The organism is Streptomyces sp. NPDC055025 (genome assembly GCF_053608565.1).
Genome location: NZ_JBSGVS010000066.1, coordinates 1 through 15944 on the forward strand (window position 1 = coordinate 1; position 15944 = coordinate 15944).

At 72.9% G+C, this 15944-nt stretch carries 10 protein-coding genes; 8 read left to right on the forward strand and 2 right to left on the reverse strand.

Annotated features, from left to right (window positions below):
• Positions 1 to 63 precede the first annotated feature (63 nt).
• The gene (locus ACWGDX_RS31730) at positions 64 to 1680 is read right to left on the reverse strand and encodes an ATP-dependent DNA ligase (RefSeq protein WP_453631161.1); all 1617 of its coding nucleotides are present in this window, start codon (positions 1678 to 1680) and stop codon (positions 64 to 66) included.
• 400 nt (positions 1681 to 2080) lie between these two features.
• On the opposite strand from ACWGDX_RS31730, the gene ACWGDX_RS31735 reads away from it, so the two are divergent.
• Genes ACWGDX_RS31735 through ACWGDX_RS31745 form a run of 3 tightly spaced genes read left to right on the forward strand, consistent with a single transcriptional unit; the run spans position 2081 to position 6833 of the window.
• The gene (locus ACWGDX_RS31735) at positions 2081 to 2968 is read left to right on the forward strand and encodes an oxygenase MpaB family protein (RefSeq protein ID WP_453631220.1); all 888 of its coding nucleotides are present in this window, start codon (positions 2081 to 2083) and stop codon (positions 2966 to 2968) included.
• Positions 2950 to 5241 (forward strand): tetratricopeptide repeat protein, encoded by a 2292-nt coding sequence (locus ACWGDX_RS31740; RefSeq protein WP_453631162.1) that lies wholly within the window; start codon positions 2950 to 2952, stop codon positions 5239 to 5241. Before ACWGDX_RS31735 ends, ACWGDX_RS31740 begins: the two co-directional genes overlap by 19 nt.
• Before the next feature lie 59 nt (positions 5242 to 5300).
• Positions 5301 to 6833: a phytoene desaturase family protein gene (locus tag ACWGDX_RS31745; protein WP_453631164.1), complete on the forward strand. Its 1533-nt coding sequence runs from the start codon at positions 5301 to 5303 to the stop codon at positions 6831 to 6833.
• Between the two features lie 78 nt (positions 6834 to 6911).
• Here the strand turns inward: ACWGDX_RS31745 and ACWGDX_RS31750 are convergent, their stop codons facing one another.
• Positions 6912 to 8765 (reverse strand): serine hydrolase, encoded by a 1854-nt coding sequence (locus ACWGDX_RS31750; protein ID WP_453631165.1) that lies wholly within the window; start codon positions 8763 to 8765, stop codon positions 6912 to 6914.
• A 223-nt stretch (positions 8766 to 8988) separates the two neighbouring features.
• Here ACWGDX_RS31750 and ACWGDX_RS31755 point away from each other — a divergent pair, with 223 nt between their 5' ends.
• From ACWGDX_RS31755 to ACWGDX_RS31775, 5 genes are all read left to right on the forward strand, one after another.
• On the forward strand, positions 8989 to 10110 hold the full coding sequence (locus ACWGDX_RS31755; protein ID WP_453631167.1) for a calcium:proton antiporter: 1122 nt from the start codon (positions 8989 to 8991) through the stop codon (positions 10108 to 10110).
• A 314-nt stretch (positions 10111 to 10424) separates the two neighbouring features.
• Positions 10425 to 10667: a DUF397 domain-containing protein gene (locus ACWGDX_RS31760; RefSeq protein WP_453631169.1), complete on the forward strand. Its 243-nt coding sequence runs from the start codon at positions 10425 to 10427 to the stop codon at positions 10665 to 10667.
• A 427-nt stretch (positions 10668 to 11094) separates the two neighbouring features.
• A complete protein-coding gene (locus ACWGDX_RS31765; protein WP_453631170.1) occupies positions 11095 to 11595 on the forward strand; it encodes a hypothetical protein in 501 nt (166 codons plus the stop codon).
• Between the two features lie 262 nt (positions 11596 to 11857).
• The gene (locus tag ACWGDX_RS31770; protein WP_453631172.1) at positions 11858 to 14221 is read left to right on the forward strand and encodes a glycoside hydrolase family 95 protein; all 2364 of its coding nucleotides are present in this window, start codon (positions 11858 to 11860) and stop codon (positions 14219 to 14221) included.
• Between the two features lie 285 nt (positions 14222 to 14506).
• On the forward strand, positions 14507 to 15628 hold the full coding sequence (locus ACWGDX_RS31775; protein WP_453631174.1) for a baeRF3 domain-containing protein: 1122 nt from the start codon (positions 14507 to 14509) through the stop codon (positions 15626 to 15628).
• The last annotated feature ends 316 nt before the right edge of the window (positions 15629 to 15944 follow it).

Genomic DNA, 15944 nt, shown 5'->3' on the forward strand with positions numbered 1-15944 from the left:
CCGGGACGCCCGGGGGTGCCGGCGGGGCCCCCCCCCCCCGGCGGCACCCCGACGGCATCCCCCTCAGCCCCGCTCAGGCTGTTCGGCGTCCTGGCCGTGGGCCGCCAGCACCGTCCCCACGGTGTCCGACTCCTCCGCCGTCTTGTCCTCCCGGTAGCGGACCACCCGCGCGAAGCGCAGCGTCACCCCCGCCGGGTAGCGGGACGACCGCTGGAGCCCGTCGTACGCGATCTCGACGACCAGCTCGGGACGTACGGTCACGGTGTAGCCGTCGTCCCGTACGGCCAGCTTCCCGAGGCGCTCGGTCTGCCACTCCAGCATCGCGTCCGTCAGTCCCTTGAAGGTCTTGCCGAGCATCGCGAACGAGCCGTCCTCGCGCCGTGCGCCCAGATGCAGATTGGAGAGCCTGCCGGTGCGCCGCCCATGTCCCCACTCGGCGGCCAGCACCACCAGGTCCAGGGTGTGCACCGGCTTCACCTTCAGCCATCCGGCGCCCCGGCGGCCCGCGCTGTACGGGGTGTCCAGCGACTTGACCACCACGCCCTCGTGCCCCCGGGCCAGGGTCTCCCGGAAGAACTCCTCGCCGGAGGCGACCCCGGACGCCCTGCCGGGCGCCTCACCGGACGGCCCGGCGGGCGCGTCGTCGGACGTGCCGCCCGACGACGGGGCGACCACGACCCGCCGTACCCGCATCGGCTCGGGCACCAGCCGCGCCAGCGCCGCGTACCGCTCCGCGCCCGGCAGATCGAGCAGATCCTCGCCGTCGGCCGCGAGGATGTCGAAGAAGACGGGGGAGAGCGGGACCGCCATCGCCGCGGACCGCACATCGGTACGGGAGCTCACCCGGCCCGCGATCTCCTGGAACGGCCGCGGCCTGCCGTCCTCGTCCAGCGCGATCACCTCGCCGTCCAGGACGAAACGGTCGCCGTCGAGCGCGAGCGCCGCCGCCGTCACCTCGGGCAGCCGGTCGGTGATGTCGTCCAGCGTGCGGGTGAAGGTCCGTACCGTCGGTCCCTCCCGGTGCACCTGCACCCGGATCCCGTCCAGCTTCTCCTCGACGGCGGCCCAGGTCCCCAGCCGCCCGACCGCCTCCGTGACGCTCTTGGCGCTCTGCGCGAGCATCGGCAGGACGGGCCGGCCCACGGTCAGCAGGAACTCCTCCAGCACATGCGGTCCTTCGGCCAGCAGCCGCCGCGCCACCTCTTCCAGCGAGCCCGCCAGCATCACCGCCCGCCGCACCACGCCGGCCCCGGCGCCCGAGGTCTCCGCGAGCGCCTCGACCGCGACGGCGTCCAGCGCCCCCTGCCGCAGTTCACCGGAGATCAGCCCGAAGAGGAAGCGCTGCTCCTCCTCCGTGGCCGCGGCGAGCAGCCCCTGGACCAGCCGCCGCCGCTCGCCCTGCGAGCCGGGACCCGCGACCGAGGCGAGAGCGGTGAAGGTGTCATCGACCCCACGCACGGTCAGGGTGGCCCGGTCCGCGGGCGGGGGCGGATTCCTGAGGGCATGCCAGCCGACGCCTATCCGCCCCTGGGGCAGCCGCCCGGCCAGATACGGAATGACCACGGGCACGTCCTCCGGCCCCGCCGTACGGAACACCCCCGCCAGCAGGGAAATCTTCCGGGACCGCGCCGAGGTCTGGGCGACCTCACGGGAGACATGAGCGAGCGGTGCCAGCATCATGCAGCCATCCTGCTACGCCGGACGCGTGCGCGCGCGTCTGATGGGGGAGGGGACAGAGGGCCGGGCGGGATTTGTTACACAGGACTTAGCTCCTGGCCTGGCCGTACCCGGCCCGGTGGCCGGACGGCCGGACGGCCGGAGCGAGTACACGGCAGGGAGGACGGAGATGGGCGGGACGGACCCCCGGAGTGCGCGGGACACGGGCGGTGAACGGGACCCCCGAAGCGGGCCGGACCTCCCGGCCGAGCCGGATCCCCGGGGCGGGCCGGATCCCCGGGGCGGGCCGGATCCCCGGGGTGAGCCCGATCCCCGGGGCGGGTCCGACCCCCTCCCTGAGCCCCGCCTCCGCGGTGAGTCCGGCGAGCGGTCCGCCGACCCCGGGCTCTTCGGACCCGACTCCATCACCTGGCAGCTCCACAGCGACCCCATGATGTGGATCGCCGGAATCCGCGCCCTCTATCTCCAGGCCCTGCACCCCCGAGCCGTCCGGGGCGTCACCCAGAACAGCGACTTCCGGAGGGACGCCTGGGGCAGGCTGCGTCGTACGGCCCACTTCGTGGGGACCATCAGCTACGGAACCACCGAGGCCGCCGAGCGGGCGGGCGCCCGGGTCCGCCGTATCCACCGGCTCCTCACGGCCACCGATCCCGCCACGGGGGAGCGCTACGGCGTCGACGAACCGGCGCTGCTGCTCTGGGTGCACTGCGCCGAGGTCGACTCGTATCTCCAGGTCCTGCGCCGCTCCGGCATCGCCCTCAGCGACGCGCAGGCCGACCGTTATGTGGCCGAACACCGCGTGGGGGCCCGGCTGGTCGGTCTCGACCCGGGGACGGTCCCCGCCACCACCGCGGAGCTCGCCGACTACTTCGCCGCGGTCCTGCCCGAGCTGGCGTGCGGACCCGAGGCACGGGAGGTCGACGACTTCCTGCGCCGGCCGCCGGCCCACCCCCTGCTGGTGCCGGCCCGTGCACTGCTCTGGCGCCGGGTGGCCTCGCTCGCCTACCAGGCACTGCCGCCGTTCGCCCACGCGCTGTACGGCAGGGCGGCCCCCTCGCCCCGGACCGTCGGCCACCGGCTCACCGCCACCGGGAAGCTGCTGCGCCGGATCCCGGCGCGGGTGCGCTGGCAGCTTCCGCCGAAGCACATTCTCCGGGCGACGGCGAGGCTCGGCCCCGACACCCGGCCCAGCCCGTACACACTCCAGGGCCGGGCGGCCATACTGGACGGGCCGGGGAGGGCGCAGCGAGGGGACGGGGGCGACAGCACGCGATGGCGGACACCAGGCTGATCCAGGGCCGCTACCGGCTGCTCGATCTGATCGGGCGCGGGGGGATGGGCGAGGTGTGGCGGGCGCGCGACGAGTCGCTCGGCCGGCGGGTCGCGGTCAAGTGCCTCAAGCCGCTGGGGCCGCAGCAGGACTCGTCGTTCACACGGATCATGCGGGAGCGGTTCCGCCGTGAGGCGCGCGTCGCCGCCGCGCTCCAGCACCGCGGCGTCACGGTCGTCCATGACTTCGGCGAGCACGACGGTGTCCTCTATCTCGTGATGGAACTGCTCGAAGGGCGCAACCTCAGCCAACTGCTGGAGGACAACGAGCAGCGCCCGCTCCCGGTGCCCGATCTCGTCGACATAGCGGAGCAGATCGCCGACGCGCTCGCCTACACCCATGAACAGGGCATCATCCACCGCGACCTGAAGCCCGCCAACATCATGCGGCTCACCGACGGCACGGTGAAGATCTGCGACTTCGGTATCGCCCGCCTCGGCCACGACATCGGTTTCACCTCCCGGCTCACCGGGACGGGCATCGCCATGGGCACCCCGCACTACATGTCCCCCGAGCAGATCGGCGGCGGCCATGTCGACCACCGCAGCGATCTGTACTCGCTGGGATGTGTGCTGTACGAGATCTCCACCGGCGCCCCGCCGTTCGACCTGGACGACGCCTGGGCGGTGCTGGTCGGCCACCGTGACACCATCCCGGGACCGCCCAGCGGGCACCGCGCGGACCTGCCGGGATTCTTCGACCGGATCGTGCTCGACCTGCTGGCCAAGGCCCCGGAGGAGCGGCCCTCGGACGCGGGCGATCTGCGGCGCCGGATCAGCGGCGCCCGCTCGGCCCTGGGGCCCGACGCCTTCGCCGCCCACCACACCCGGCCCGGCCGTCCCGTCCCGACCGGGGCGGATCCGGGGCCCGCGCCGCCCCTCCACGGTCGCCGGGCACCGCTGCCGGACGAGGACCGGCTGCCGTCCTGGACCCGGGGGATGACGACCGGGCACAAGGCGACCGGTGTCTCCGTCCTGCGGTCCACCCCGCCCGACCACACCGCCGGGCTGACGGGCGAGTGGACCACGCCCGCCGACCCGCGCCTGGCCACCGGGGCGTATCCGCACCGGGCGCGGCCCACCCCGTCGCCCGAGCAGCTCGCCGTCCTCGCCAGCCGGCACAACGCCGGTCTGAGCCTGGGCAGGCTGGGCCGCTGGGAGGAGGCGGGCGAGGTGCACCGCGCGGTCGCGGCCGAACGGGAGCACGCCCTCGGCCCCGACCACCCGGACACCCTCGGCAGCCGGTACGAAGTGGGGTTCACCCTCAGCAGGACCGGGCGGACGGCCGACGCGCTGCGCGAGTTCACCCGGGTCGTGGAGGGCCGCGAGCGCGCGCTCGGCCCCGACCATCCGGACACGCTCACCGCCCGCCAGGAGATGGCGTACGTCCTGGGGCAGCTCGGCCGGCACTTCGAGGCGCACCAGGTGTTCGCGGCGGTGCTCGCCTCCCGTGAGCGCACCATGGGCCCCGACCACCCGGACACCCTGCGCTGCCGTCACAACCTGGCGTACAACCTCAGCCGGCTCGGCCGGCTGGAGGACGCCTACCGGCTGGCCCGCGAGGTCGCCGACACCCGCTCCCGGGTGCTCGGCGCCCACCATCCCGACACGCTGATCACCCGGTACGAAGTGGCCTACACGCTCGGTCTGCTGGGCCGCTGGCCGGAGGCGCTCAGCGCGTACCACGAGGTGGCGGCGGCCCGTGCCCACGCCCTCGGCCCCGACCATCCCGACAGCCTGGCCGCCCGCTACGAGGTCGGTATCAGCCTGGGGCGGCTCGGCCGTAGCGCGGAGGCGCTGGAGCTGTACCGCGCGCTGGTCGCGGACCGTACGCGCGTCCATGGCCCGCAGCATCCGGAGACCCTCCGCGCACGGCACGGCCTCGGGGTCAATCTCGGCAGGCTCGCCCACTGGGAGGAGGCGCTCGCGGAGTCCCGTGATGTCTGCGCGCTCCGTGAACGGGTCCTCGGCCCCGACCATCCGGACACACTCGTCAGCCGCCGGGAGATCGCTGTCGGCCTGGGCTGGCTGGGCCGCTGGGGCGAGGCCCTGGCCGTCTACCGCCAGGTCGCCGAGACCCGCGACCGGGTGCTGGGCCCCGCCCACCCGGACGCCCTGGCCGGCCGCAACGACGAGGCGCACTGCCTGGAGCAGCTCGGCAGGGGAGCGGAGGCGGCGGAGCTGTACCGGCGGGTGGCGGCGCTGCGCCAGGGACACGGCCTCCGGGGCCGCTGAGCCGAGGTGTATCCCGGGCCACCCCTGGTCCCGGGATCATCCACGTGTTACCAAGAGCCATGCCCGCACATGTCTCGTACGACGCCGTCATCGTCGGCGGCGGCCACAACGGTCTGGTCGCCGCCGCCTATCTCGCCCGCGCGGGCCGCTCCGTCCTCGTACTGGAGCGGCTCGGGAACACAGGGGGCGCGGCCGTCTCCAGCCGTCCCTTCGCCGGGGTGGACGCCCGGCTCTCCCGCTACTCGTATCTGGTCTCGCTGCTGCCGCGGAAGATCGTGCGGGAGCTGGGACTCCGCTTCGCGGTGCGCAAGCGGACCGTCTCCTCGTACACCCCGCTCGCCGACGGGGGACTGCTGGTCGGCGAGGGACGCACCCGGGCCTCCTTCGCCGCGCTGACCGGCGGCGAGGGTGAGTACGCGGCCTGGCGGGAGTTCTACGCGATGACGGGACGGGTCGCCGAGCGGGTCTTCCCCACCCTCACCGAGCCGCTGCCCACGCGTGAGGAACTGCGGGCGCGCGTCGACGACACCACCGCCTGGCGGACACTCTTCGAGGAGCCGATCGGCGCCGCCGTCGAGGAGCGGTTCGACCACGACCTGGTCCGGGGAGTGGTGCTCACCGACGCCCTGATTGGCACCTTCGCCGACGCCCACGACCCGTCACTCGTCCAGAACCGCTGCTTCCTCTACCACGTGATCGGCGGCGGCACCGGGGACTGGGACGTGCCGGTCGGCGGGATGGGAGCGCTCACCGACGCCCTGGCGGACGCCGCCCGGTCGGCCGGAGCCGAGATCGTCACCGGGCACGAGGCGACCCGGATCGCCACCGACGGGACCGCCGCCGAGGTCGCCTTCCGCGCCGGGGAGAGCGAGGGTACGGTGACGGCCCGTCAGGTCCTGGTGAACGCGTCGCCCCAGGCCCTCGCCGCGCTCCTCGGCGAGGAGCCGCCCGCCGCCGCCGAGGGCGCCCAGCTCAAGGTCAATATGCTGCTGCGCCGACTGCCACGGCTGCGCGACACGTCCGTCGACCCGCGCGAGGCCTTCGCCGGTACCTTCCATATCGCCGAGGGCTACGAACAGCTGGCGACGGCCTACCAGGAGGCGGCGGGCGGCCGGCCGCCGAGCGCGCCGCCGTCCGAGATCTACTGCCACTCCCTCACCGACCCGTCGATCCTCGGCCCCGGACTCGCCGCCGAGGGGTATCAGACACTCACCCTGTTCGGACTGCACACCCCCGCCCGGCTGTTCGCCGCGGACAACGACGCCGTACGCGCGGAGCTGCTCGCCGCGACCCTCGCGCAGCTCGACGAACGGCTCGCGGAGCCGATCGCCGACTGTCTCGCGGTGGACGAGCACGGCCGCCCCTGTATCGAGGCGAAGACCCCGCTCGACCTCGAACGCGAACTGCGGCTGCCCGGCGGCCATATCTTCCACCGGGATCTGTCCTTCCCCTACGCCACGGCGGAGACGGGCCGCTGGGGTGTGGAGACGGCGCACGCGAATGTGCTGCTGTGCGGCGCGGGCGCCGTACGGGGCGGCGGGGTGAGCGGTGTGCCCGGCCACAACGCGGCGATGGCGGCCCTGGGCCGGTGACACCGGGCCATGACCAGGGGCGGTGACCACGGGTGACGGCGCGGCGTGGCCGGGGCCGAGGGCCGGGGCGGGCGCGGGTCAGTCCTCGGACGCCACCCAGCCGGCCGCCCCGATACGGGCCGCGTCCTTCGGCCGTGCCTCGTCGAAGACCGTACGGCCGCCGTCCTCGACCCGCAGACCGTCCACGTACGCGCCCCGTCCGGCGTACAGCCGGTCCGTCGTGTACCGCCAGCGCAGCCGTACCTCCGTACCGCGCCAGGCCGCGAGATCGGCGGTCAGCCGGTGCCAGACCCGGCCCGACCAGCCTGTGGCGGAGCCGGTGGGGTGGGCCAGCGGCTCCTGTCCCGTCCGTACGGTCGTGAAGGGCACCGGCCGCCAGCTCGCGCCGCCGTCCGCCGACGCCTCCAGGAACAGCGCGTCGGAACCGGGCTCGGTGTCCCACCACAGGGAGCAGCGCAGCCGCGCGTGCCCGGACCCGGGGGTGAGCGGAGGCAGGGTGAGCGGAGGCAGGGTCAGCGTGGCGGCGGTGGCGCTCGCCATGCCCGAGAACCAGGCCGTACGGCCCCTCTCCGGCCGGACCGTGACGGCGCGGGCCATCCGGTCGGCGGCCGCGACCCGCGGCGCGCTCCCGGAGCGCCAGCCTCTGACGGGATGGACGGAGTTGCCGAGGACGATCAGGAACGAGTCGGTGGTCGGGTCGAGGACGAGACTCGTCCCGGTGAAGCCGGTGTGGCCCGCCGTGCCCGGCGTCGCCATGGCCCCCATGTACCAGTGCTGGTACAGCTCGAAGCCCAGACCGTGGGCGTCCCCGGGGAAGCCGGTGTTGAAGTCGGTGAACATCAGCTCCACGGACTCCGGGCGCAGGATCCTCGCCTGGCCGTAGGCGCCGCCGTTGAGGAGCGTACGGGCGAGGACCGCCAGGTCCCAGGCGCAGGAGAAGACACCGGCGTGCCCCGCGACCCCGCCCAGGGCGTACGCGTTCTCGTCGTGCACCTCGCCCCACACCAGACCGCGATCCAGCCCGGACCACGGCTGCCGCGCGTCCTCGGTGGCGGCGATCTTCGGTTTCCAGGACGCGGGCGGGTTGTAGCGGGTGCGGTGCATCCCGAGGGGAGCGGTGATCTCGTCGTGGAGCAGCGCGTCCAGCCGCCGCCCGCCGATCCGCTCCAGGATGAGCTGGAGCGAGATCAGATTGAGGTCCGAGTAGAGATAGACCGTGCCGGGCGGATGGAGCGGGGCCTCGTTCCAGAGCAGCTCCAGCCTGTCCTCGTAGGTCGGCGCCGTGTAGAGCGGGACCCAGGCGCGGAAGCCGGAGGTGTGCGTCAGAAGCTGACGCACCGTGATGTCCTCCTTGCCCGCCCGGCCGAACTCCGGCAGATACGCCGCGACCCTCTCCTCCAGCTCCAGCTCTCCGCGCTCGATCCGCCGGACGGCGAGAATCGAGGTGAACAGCTTGGAGACGGAGGCCAGATCGAAGACGGTGTCCTCGGCCATCGGGATCTGCCGCTCGGCGGGGAACTCGACTCCGGTACCGGTCCTCTCGTCGTACGCCGCGTACCGCACGGCCTTGCCGATCGGCCGGTGCAGGGCCACCGTCCCGCCCCGGCCGGCGAGCAGCACGGCGCCCGCGTACCAGGGGTGGACGGGGGATGGGCCCAGAAAGGCCGCCGCGTCGGTGACCAGCCGCTCCAGCTCGCCGGGGAGCAGACCGGCCCGCTCGGCCGAGCCGCGCCGCAGCGTGCTGTGCCCGGAGCCGGGCCCGTGGCCCGTACCGCCCGCGGCCCCCGCGCCGCCACCCGATCCGCCCGCCGCCGCGCGGGCCGCGCTCTCGGCGAACGGGATCGGCGCCAGCGCGAGCGCCCCGCCCAGGGCCAGCACCCCGCCGCCCAGCCCGCGCCGGCTGATCCCGTCGCCCGTACCGTCCTGTGCCATCAGGAAGCCTCCCCCTGAAAGTATCTTCCGGGATCTCGATCGACTTCTGAAACTTTCTTGCGGGACCTGCGGGCTGTCAACCCTTCCGTCCCGTGCGGCCCCGGCACCACGCGGGCCCCGATACCACGCCGGAACTGACACCGCATCACCGGGAGCGGTCCGCGGACGCCGTCCGGCGCAGCCCGCCGCGCGTACCTCCGGTGGCTCTGGCAGCGTGAGCCGCATGACCGTGAGGCGCACGACGACCAGCAACGCCATCAGGTCACTGGCGTCCCGGTGGACCGTGGCGGTGCCGCTGCTCGCCGTGGTCGCCCTCGTGCTGAGCTGGGGACGCTCCCTGCCCGGCTTCGCGGTCGCCCTGGTCGCCCTCTGTCTCGCGGGCGCGGTGCTCGCGGCCGTACACCACGCCGAGGTCGTCGCGTACCGGGTGGGGGAACCGTTCGGCTCACTCGTACTCGCCGTCGCCGTCACCGTCATCGAAGTGGCGCTCATCGTCACCCTGATGATCGACGGCGGCGCCAAGTCGGCCACACTCGCCCGGGACACCGTCTTCGCCGCCGTCATGATCACCTGCAACGGCATCCTGGGGCTCTGCCTGCTGGTCGGGGCGCTTCGCAGCAGAATCGCCGTGTTCAACCCCGAGGGCACGGGCGCCGCGCTGGCCACCGTCGCCACCCTGGCCACCCTCACCCTGGTGCTCCCCACCTTCACCACCAGCCGGCCGGGGCGTCAGTTCTCGTCTGCGCAGCTCGGCTTCGCCGCCGTCGCGTCGCTGATCCTGTACGGCCTGTTCGTCGCCGTACAGACGGTGCGCCACCGCGAGTACTTCCTGCCCGTCACCCAGGAGGGTGAGGTACGCGAGGAGGAGTCGCGGGTGGCGCTGCCCAGCCGCCGGGCGACCGGGCTCAGTCTGGTCCTGCTCGTCGTGGCGCTGATCGCCGTCGTCGGCGACGCGAAGGCGGTGTCGCCCACCATCGAGTCGGGAGTGGAGTCGGCCGGGCTGCCCCAGGCGGTGGTCGGTGTCGTCATCGCCCTGCTGGTGCTGCTGCCGGAGACCCTCGCCGCCGTACGCGCGGCCCGCCGCGAACGGGTGCAGACGAGTCTCAATCTCGCGCTCGGCTCCGCGATAGCGAGTATCGGGCTGACGATCCCCGCCATCGCCCTCGCCACCATCTGGCTGAGCGGACCGCTGGTCCTCGGACTGGACGCCACCCATATGGTGCTGCTCGCGCTGACCGTGGTGGTGGGCGCGCTGACCGTCGCACCGGGACGCGCCACCCTGCTCCAGGGCGGGGTCCATCTCGGTATCTTCACCGCGTTCGTCTTTCTCGCCATCAGCCCCTGACGCGACAGGGGGATTGACCCCTCCGGCGGACCGCGCGGCGGCTCGTCCGACGATCTGCTCGACCGCACCGTCGACGGTGTCGTGCGGCGCACGGCGCGACGAGTGCCGGGCCGGGTGGCCGTACGGTACGCGGACCGGGTCCGGACGTACGCGGAGCTGGGCGCCGCCGAGCCGCTCCCCGCGGTCCGTCCGCCCGTCATGACCGGTCGGCCCCGCCATGGCCAGCGCGCTCCGGGGTCCTTCCGTCGTGGCCTGTCGAGGACCGACGGCGGTCGATAGTCTGGCCCGGGACGACGCAGCGGGAGGAGCAGGACGTGGCCGAGAGCATCACCACCCACAAGCCGCTTTCGGGCTGGGACAAGCCGGAGCTCGATCTGAGCAACGCGGACTGGCAGTCGAGCAGCCAAGGCACGGGTGATGTCCAGATCGCCTTCGTCGAGGGCTTTATCGCCATGCGTAACAGCGGGCGGCCCGAGGGCCCTTCGCTGATCTTCAGCCCGGCCGAGTGGCGGGCCTTCGTGATCAACGCGCGTGAGGGGGAGTTCGACCTCACCTGACCGTGCGACCCGGCCGCGCGCGAGCCGCCGCGCGGCGGGGGACGGCCCCGGGAAGCAGACCGGCCTCGGGGCAGGCAGGCTTCCCCGGCCCGGGGCCGGAGGGTTTCCCCGGCGCTCTCTTCCGGACTCTCCACCGTGGTGCGGTGGTTGAGCCCGGGTACGACGAAGGGCCGCCGGGTCCTCCCCGCGTCGCCGGCGCGTTCGCCCATGGCTGACGGCCCCATCCGTCCGGCCCCGCGGGGGGTGTCATGGTCGCCACAGCCGTACCATCCCGCCCCATCCGCCCCACCCGTATCGATGTGCGGAAACCTGGCGGAAACCCGGCGGCGGTGGAGGCGGCGGAACACGCGCACGGATGGTTTCGCATACCCCCGTAAAAGGGTTCACCCGGCTCCGGAGTAGTGGCGCGAACACGTACCATGGTGGGATGTCCTTCCTCCGCCGCCGCAGCGCCGCCACACCCGCGGGTCCGGACTTCGACGTCCTGGCCATGGACCCGGGTGACTGGCCCGGAAACCTGGGCGCCGGTCTGCTGCCCGCCCCCGACGGCAGTTGCCAGGGTGTCTTCCTCCGGTACGACCTCTTCGGCGGCCGTGGCCCCGCGATGATCATCGGAAATCTGCCCGAGGGCTCACCGGCCCGCGAGCTGGTGGACGGACAGATCCCGTTCGAGGTGGCACAGCTCCTGCTGGCGCTGGAGAACGAGGAGCCCGTCGAGGTCATCGGCAGCGAGGACATCCCGGTGATGCAGGGCGACAATCTGCTGATCGTCCGCCGTCTCAAGCTCTCCGAGGGCCGCATCTCCTGTGTGCAGTTCGACCGCAGTGACCATGTCCTGGTCACCATCGCGAGCTGGGACCGGCCGATCACGGACGATCTCTACGCGCTGCTGAAGCCGCTGCCCGCGGAGCTGTTCCAGCAGGGCTGAGCCGGGCACCGGGCGCGAGTCACGGCGGAGCGCCGGTCCGGCGGACCGGATCGCACGGAGCCGGCAGGACCGCGCGGACCGGATCGCACGGAGCCGGCAGGACCGCGCGGAGCCGATCGCACGGAGCTGATCGGGCGGATACGGGAGAGCGTGCCGGGGGTGGATCACCCCCGGCCGTCGGTCACCTGTGAGCCGACCGCCTGTGAAGCGAATTTGTCATGTGTATTGCCAATTCAGTCATCGGACTTTTACGGTGCTGGCCATGACGCCTGGGATCAGCCGTAGAACCACGATCAAGTCCGCAGTGGGTGTAACCAGCGCCTTGACACTGGGAGTTCCGGCCCTGTCAGGAACCGCAGCCGCCCACTCCTCCGATGATTTCACGTTGTGGTATCAAACGCCCGCCGCCGACTGGGAGCGTGAATCGCTGCCCATCGGGAGCGGTGCGCTCGGCGCGAGTGTGTTCGGCACGCTCGCCACCGAGCGGATCACGCTCAACGAGAAGACCCTGTGGACCGGCGGTCCCGGAGATCGGGGAGGCTACGACCACGGCAACTGGACCGAGCCCCGCCCCGGCGCCCTCGCCTCCGTCCAGGAGCGCCTGGACACCGAGGGCAAGCTCACCCCGGAGACGGTCGCCGCCGAACTCGGCCAGCCCAAGCACGGTTTCGGCGCCTACCAGGTCCTCGGTGAGCTCCAGCTGGAGGTACCGGGCGCGCCGACGGCCCCCGACGCCTCCTACCGCCGCTCGCTCGATCTCGGCACCGCCCTCGCCGCCGTCTCGTACACCCATGAAGGCGTCACGTATACAAGGGAGTTCTTCGCCTCCTACCCGGGCAAGGTGATCGCCGGCCGGTTCTCCGCCGACCGGCCGGGAAAGACCGGCTTCACCCTGCGCTACACCTCGCCCCGCCAGGACTTCACGGCCACCGCGAGCGGTGACCGGCTCACCGTGCGGGGCGCGCTCCAGGAGAACGGGCTGCGGTTCGAGACCCAGATCCGGGTCCGTACCGACGGCGGCCGGGTCACCGCGGGCACGGACGGCACCCTCACGGTCAGCGGAGCCGACAGCGCGTGGTTCGTCCTCGCCGCCGGTACCGACTACGCCGACACCTATCCGCGGTACCGGGGCGCCGACCCGCACACGGCCGTCACCAGGGCGGTCGACGCCGCCGCCCGCCGCTCGTACGGCGCCCTGCGCGCCGACCATGTGAGCGACCACCGGGCGCTCTTCGACCGGGTCTCGCTCGACATCGGCCAGCAGCTCCCGGATCTGCCCACCGACCAGTTGCTGAAGGGGTACACCGGGGGTGCCGGCGCCGCCGACCGGGCACTCGAAGCGCTCTTCTTCCAGTACGGCCGCTATCTGCTGATCGCCTCCTCACGCCCCGGCTCGCTGCCCGCGAACCTCCAGGGCGTCTGGAACAACGTCACCAACCCGCCCTGGTCGGCGGACTACCACGTCAATATCAATCTCCAGATGAACTACTGGCTCGCCGAGGTGACCAATCTCGCCGAGACCACCGCCCCCTACGACCGCTATGTCGAGGCGATGCGGGCCCCCGGCCGGGTGAGCGCGCGGGAGATCTTCGGCTCGGAGGGCTGGGTCGTACAGAACGAGACCAACCCGTACGGCTTCACCGGGGTCCACAACTGGGCGACCTCCTTCTGGTTCCCGGAGGCGGCGGCCTGGCTCACCCAGCAGCTCTACGACCACTACCGGTTCAACGGCTCCACCAGCTATCTGCGCTCCACCGCCTATCCGGTGATGAAGGAGGCGGCGGAGTTCTGGCTCGCCAACCTCCGGACCGACCTGCGGGACGGCACGCTCGTCGTCACACCCAGCTACTCGCCGGAGCACGGCGACTTCACGGTGGGCGCCGCGATGTCGCAGCAGATCATCTTCGATCTGTTCACCAACACCCTTGAGGCGGCACGGACCCTGGGGGACTCCCGGGCCTTCCGCACCCGGCTGGAGACCGTCCTCGGACAGCTCGACCCCGGACTGCGCATCGGCTCCTGGGGCCAGCTCCAGGAGTGGAAGACCGACCTCGACAGCCGGACGGACGACCACCGCCATGTCTCGCACCTGTACGCCCTGCACCCGGGCCGGCAGATCGAGGCGGGCAGCGAGTGGGCGGAGGCCGCCAAGGTCTCGCTGACCGCGCGCGGCGACGGCGGTACCGGCTGGAGCAAGGCCTGGAAGATCAACTTCTGGGCGCGGCTGCGGGACGGCGACCACGCCCACAAGATGCTCTCCGAGCAGCTCAAGAGCTCCACCCTGCCCAACCTCTGGGACACGCACCCGCCGTTCCAGATCGACGGGAACTTCGGCGCCACCTCCGGGGTCGCCGAGATGCTGGTGCAGAGCCAGCACGGACCGATCGAGGTGCTGCCCGCCCTGCCCGCCTCCTGGCCCGCCGGCCGGGTGACGGGGCTGCGGGCACGCGGCGGCGCCGAGCTCGACATCGAGTGGTCCGGCGGCCGGGCGACCCGGATCACCCTGCGGGCGAGCCGTACGACCGAGCTGACACTGCGCGGCACCCTGTTCACGGGCGGAGAACGCACATTCCGGGCCATCGCCGGAAAGACCTACGTCTTCCGGGGGCCAAACGAGAGGCCCTAGGCGCGGACACCGGACACCAGGCACGCGGCAGGCACGCCCCAGCTCTGGACCCGGTGACCCCGAAAGCCCCCGTGGCGCCTCTGTCCCAGGCGCCACGGGTCCCATGGCCCCGTCCGGCACACCGCCGGACGGGGCCGTGCGCCGTCCGGACCGTGTCCCGGGCGGGACCGGGGTCCGCACCTCGCGCGGAACCGGACCGTATCCCGCACGATGGATATACGCCGGGGGCCCGCCGGCACGTGGCTGTCCGCCCGCTGCCGGACCTTCATCGAGCGAAGGGACAGCATGGACAACAACGGTCTGACGCCGGAGGTCCTGCGCGAGCTGCGCCGCCCGCGCCCGTACCCGGCCATGTCCCTCACCATGCCCACCAACCGCCGCGATCCCCGCGCCGAGGCGGACGCGGTACGGCTGCGCAATCTCCTCGCCGAGGCAGGACACCGCCTGGAGTCGGACCCGGATATGGACAAGCGGGCACGTGCCGCGGTCAGGGCACAGCTCACCCGGGCCGTCGCCGAGGTCGATCTGAGCCATACGCTGGACGGGCTGCTGCTCCTCGCGGACAGCCAGGAGCACCGGATCTGGTATCTGCCGCGTGACGTGCCCGAGCGTGTCGTCCTCAGCGACAGCTATCTCACCCGGAATCTGGTGGCCGCCACCGCGCAGTCACGGCCGTACTGGGTGCTGGGGGTCGCGGCCGACCGCGCGACGCTGTGGAACGGCTCCGGCGAGTCGCTGCGGGAACACCGCGCGGACGGATTCCCCATGGTTGCGCCCGAGGAGAGCTGGGACGTCGAACGCGAGGAGCGGATCGGCGACACACCGAGCACCTTCACCGACGAGGAGACCCGCAAGTTCCTGAGATCCGTGGACGAGACCGTGGGCGCGGTCCTGGCCCGCAGGCCGAGGCCGCTGCATCTCGTGGGTCTCGCCCCCGCGCTCGCCCTGCTGGAGGAGGCGGGCAACGCCACCCGCTCGGCCGTCGGCAGACTGGTCAAGGGCGGTCTGGTGGACGGGCCGGCGCCGGTGCTGCTCAAAGAACTCCAGCCGGTGACCGAGGAGTACGCGCGGCGTGAGAAGGAGGAGGTGCTGACCCGGCTGGACGAGGCCCGGGGGCGGCGCACCTTCGCCGCGGGACTCGACGAGGTCTGGGAGTCGGTGCGGGAGAAGCGGGCCGAACTGGTCGCTCTCGAAGAGCACTACCGCCGTACGGCCAGGGTCCGCGACGGCCATCTCATGCCCCTCGACGACGCGCCCGCGTCCGTGGCCGCCGGGCGCGACGACGTACGCGACGACATCGTCGACGAACTGGTGGAGACGGCGCTGGACGGCGGAGCCGAGGTGGTGTTCCTGCCGGACGGCACCCTCGCCGCGCACGACAGGATCGCCGCCGTCCTGCGCTTCTGACCCCGGGCTCGGCGAGATCCGGACGGGAGGTCCCGGACGAGGACGGGAGGTCCTGGACGGGAGCTCCTGGCGGTGGACACGAGGCATACGCGGACGGGGGGGGGGGGAGGGCGCCCCCGGGGGCGGGGAAAACCCCCGCGGCCCCCCCCCGGTCGGCGGGGGGGCGGGGCGCCGGGCGCCCCCCCCCCCGCCCGGCCGCCCTGGCGACCTTGAGGCCGTCGCCGAAACCGGGGAACTTCATGACGAGGAACAGGCCGGCGCCGAGGGCGAGGGCGGAGACGGCGAGGCCGGTGACGACCGGGCCGTGGTCCCCGGT

What these genes read in the sequence shown, in the direction of transcription:
- ACWGDX_RS31740 (WP_453631162.1), top strand. Translation starts at nt 2,950, where the DNA reads ATGGCGGACACCAGGCTGATCCAGGGCCGCTACCGGCTGCTCGATCTG.
- ACWGDX_RS31755 (WP_453631167.1), top strand. Translation starts at nt 8,989, where the DNA reads ATGACCGTGAGGCGCACGACGACCAGCAACGCCATCAGGTCACTGGCG.
- ACWGDX_RS31750 (WP_453631165.1), bottom strand. Translation starts at nt 8,765, where the DNA reads ATGGCACAGGACGGTACGGGCGACGGGATCAGCCGGCGCGGGCTGGGC.
- ACWGDX_RS31765 (WP_453631170.1), top strand. Translation starts at nt 11,095, where the DNA reads ATGTCCTTCCTCCGCCGCCGCAGCGCCGCCACACCCGCGGGTCCGGAC.
- ACWGDX_RS31775 (WP_453631174.1), top strand. Translation starts at nt 14,507, where the DNA reads ATGGACAACAACGGTCTGACGCCGGAGGTCCTGCGCGAGCTGCGCCGC.
- ACWGDX_RS31770 (WP_453631172.1), top strand. Translation starts at nt 11,858, where the DNA reads ATGACGCCTGGGATCAGCCGTAGAACCACGATCAAGTCCGCAGTGGGT.
- ACWGDX_RS31730 (WP_453631161.1), bottom strand. Translation starts at nt 1,680, where the DNA reads ATGATGCTGGCACCGCTCGCTCATGTCTCCCGTGAGGTCGCCCAGACC.
- ACWGDX_RS31745 (WP_453631164.1), top strand. Translation starts at nt 5,301, where the DNA reads ATGCCCGCACATGTCTCGTACGACGCCGTCATCGTCGGCGGCGGCCAC.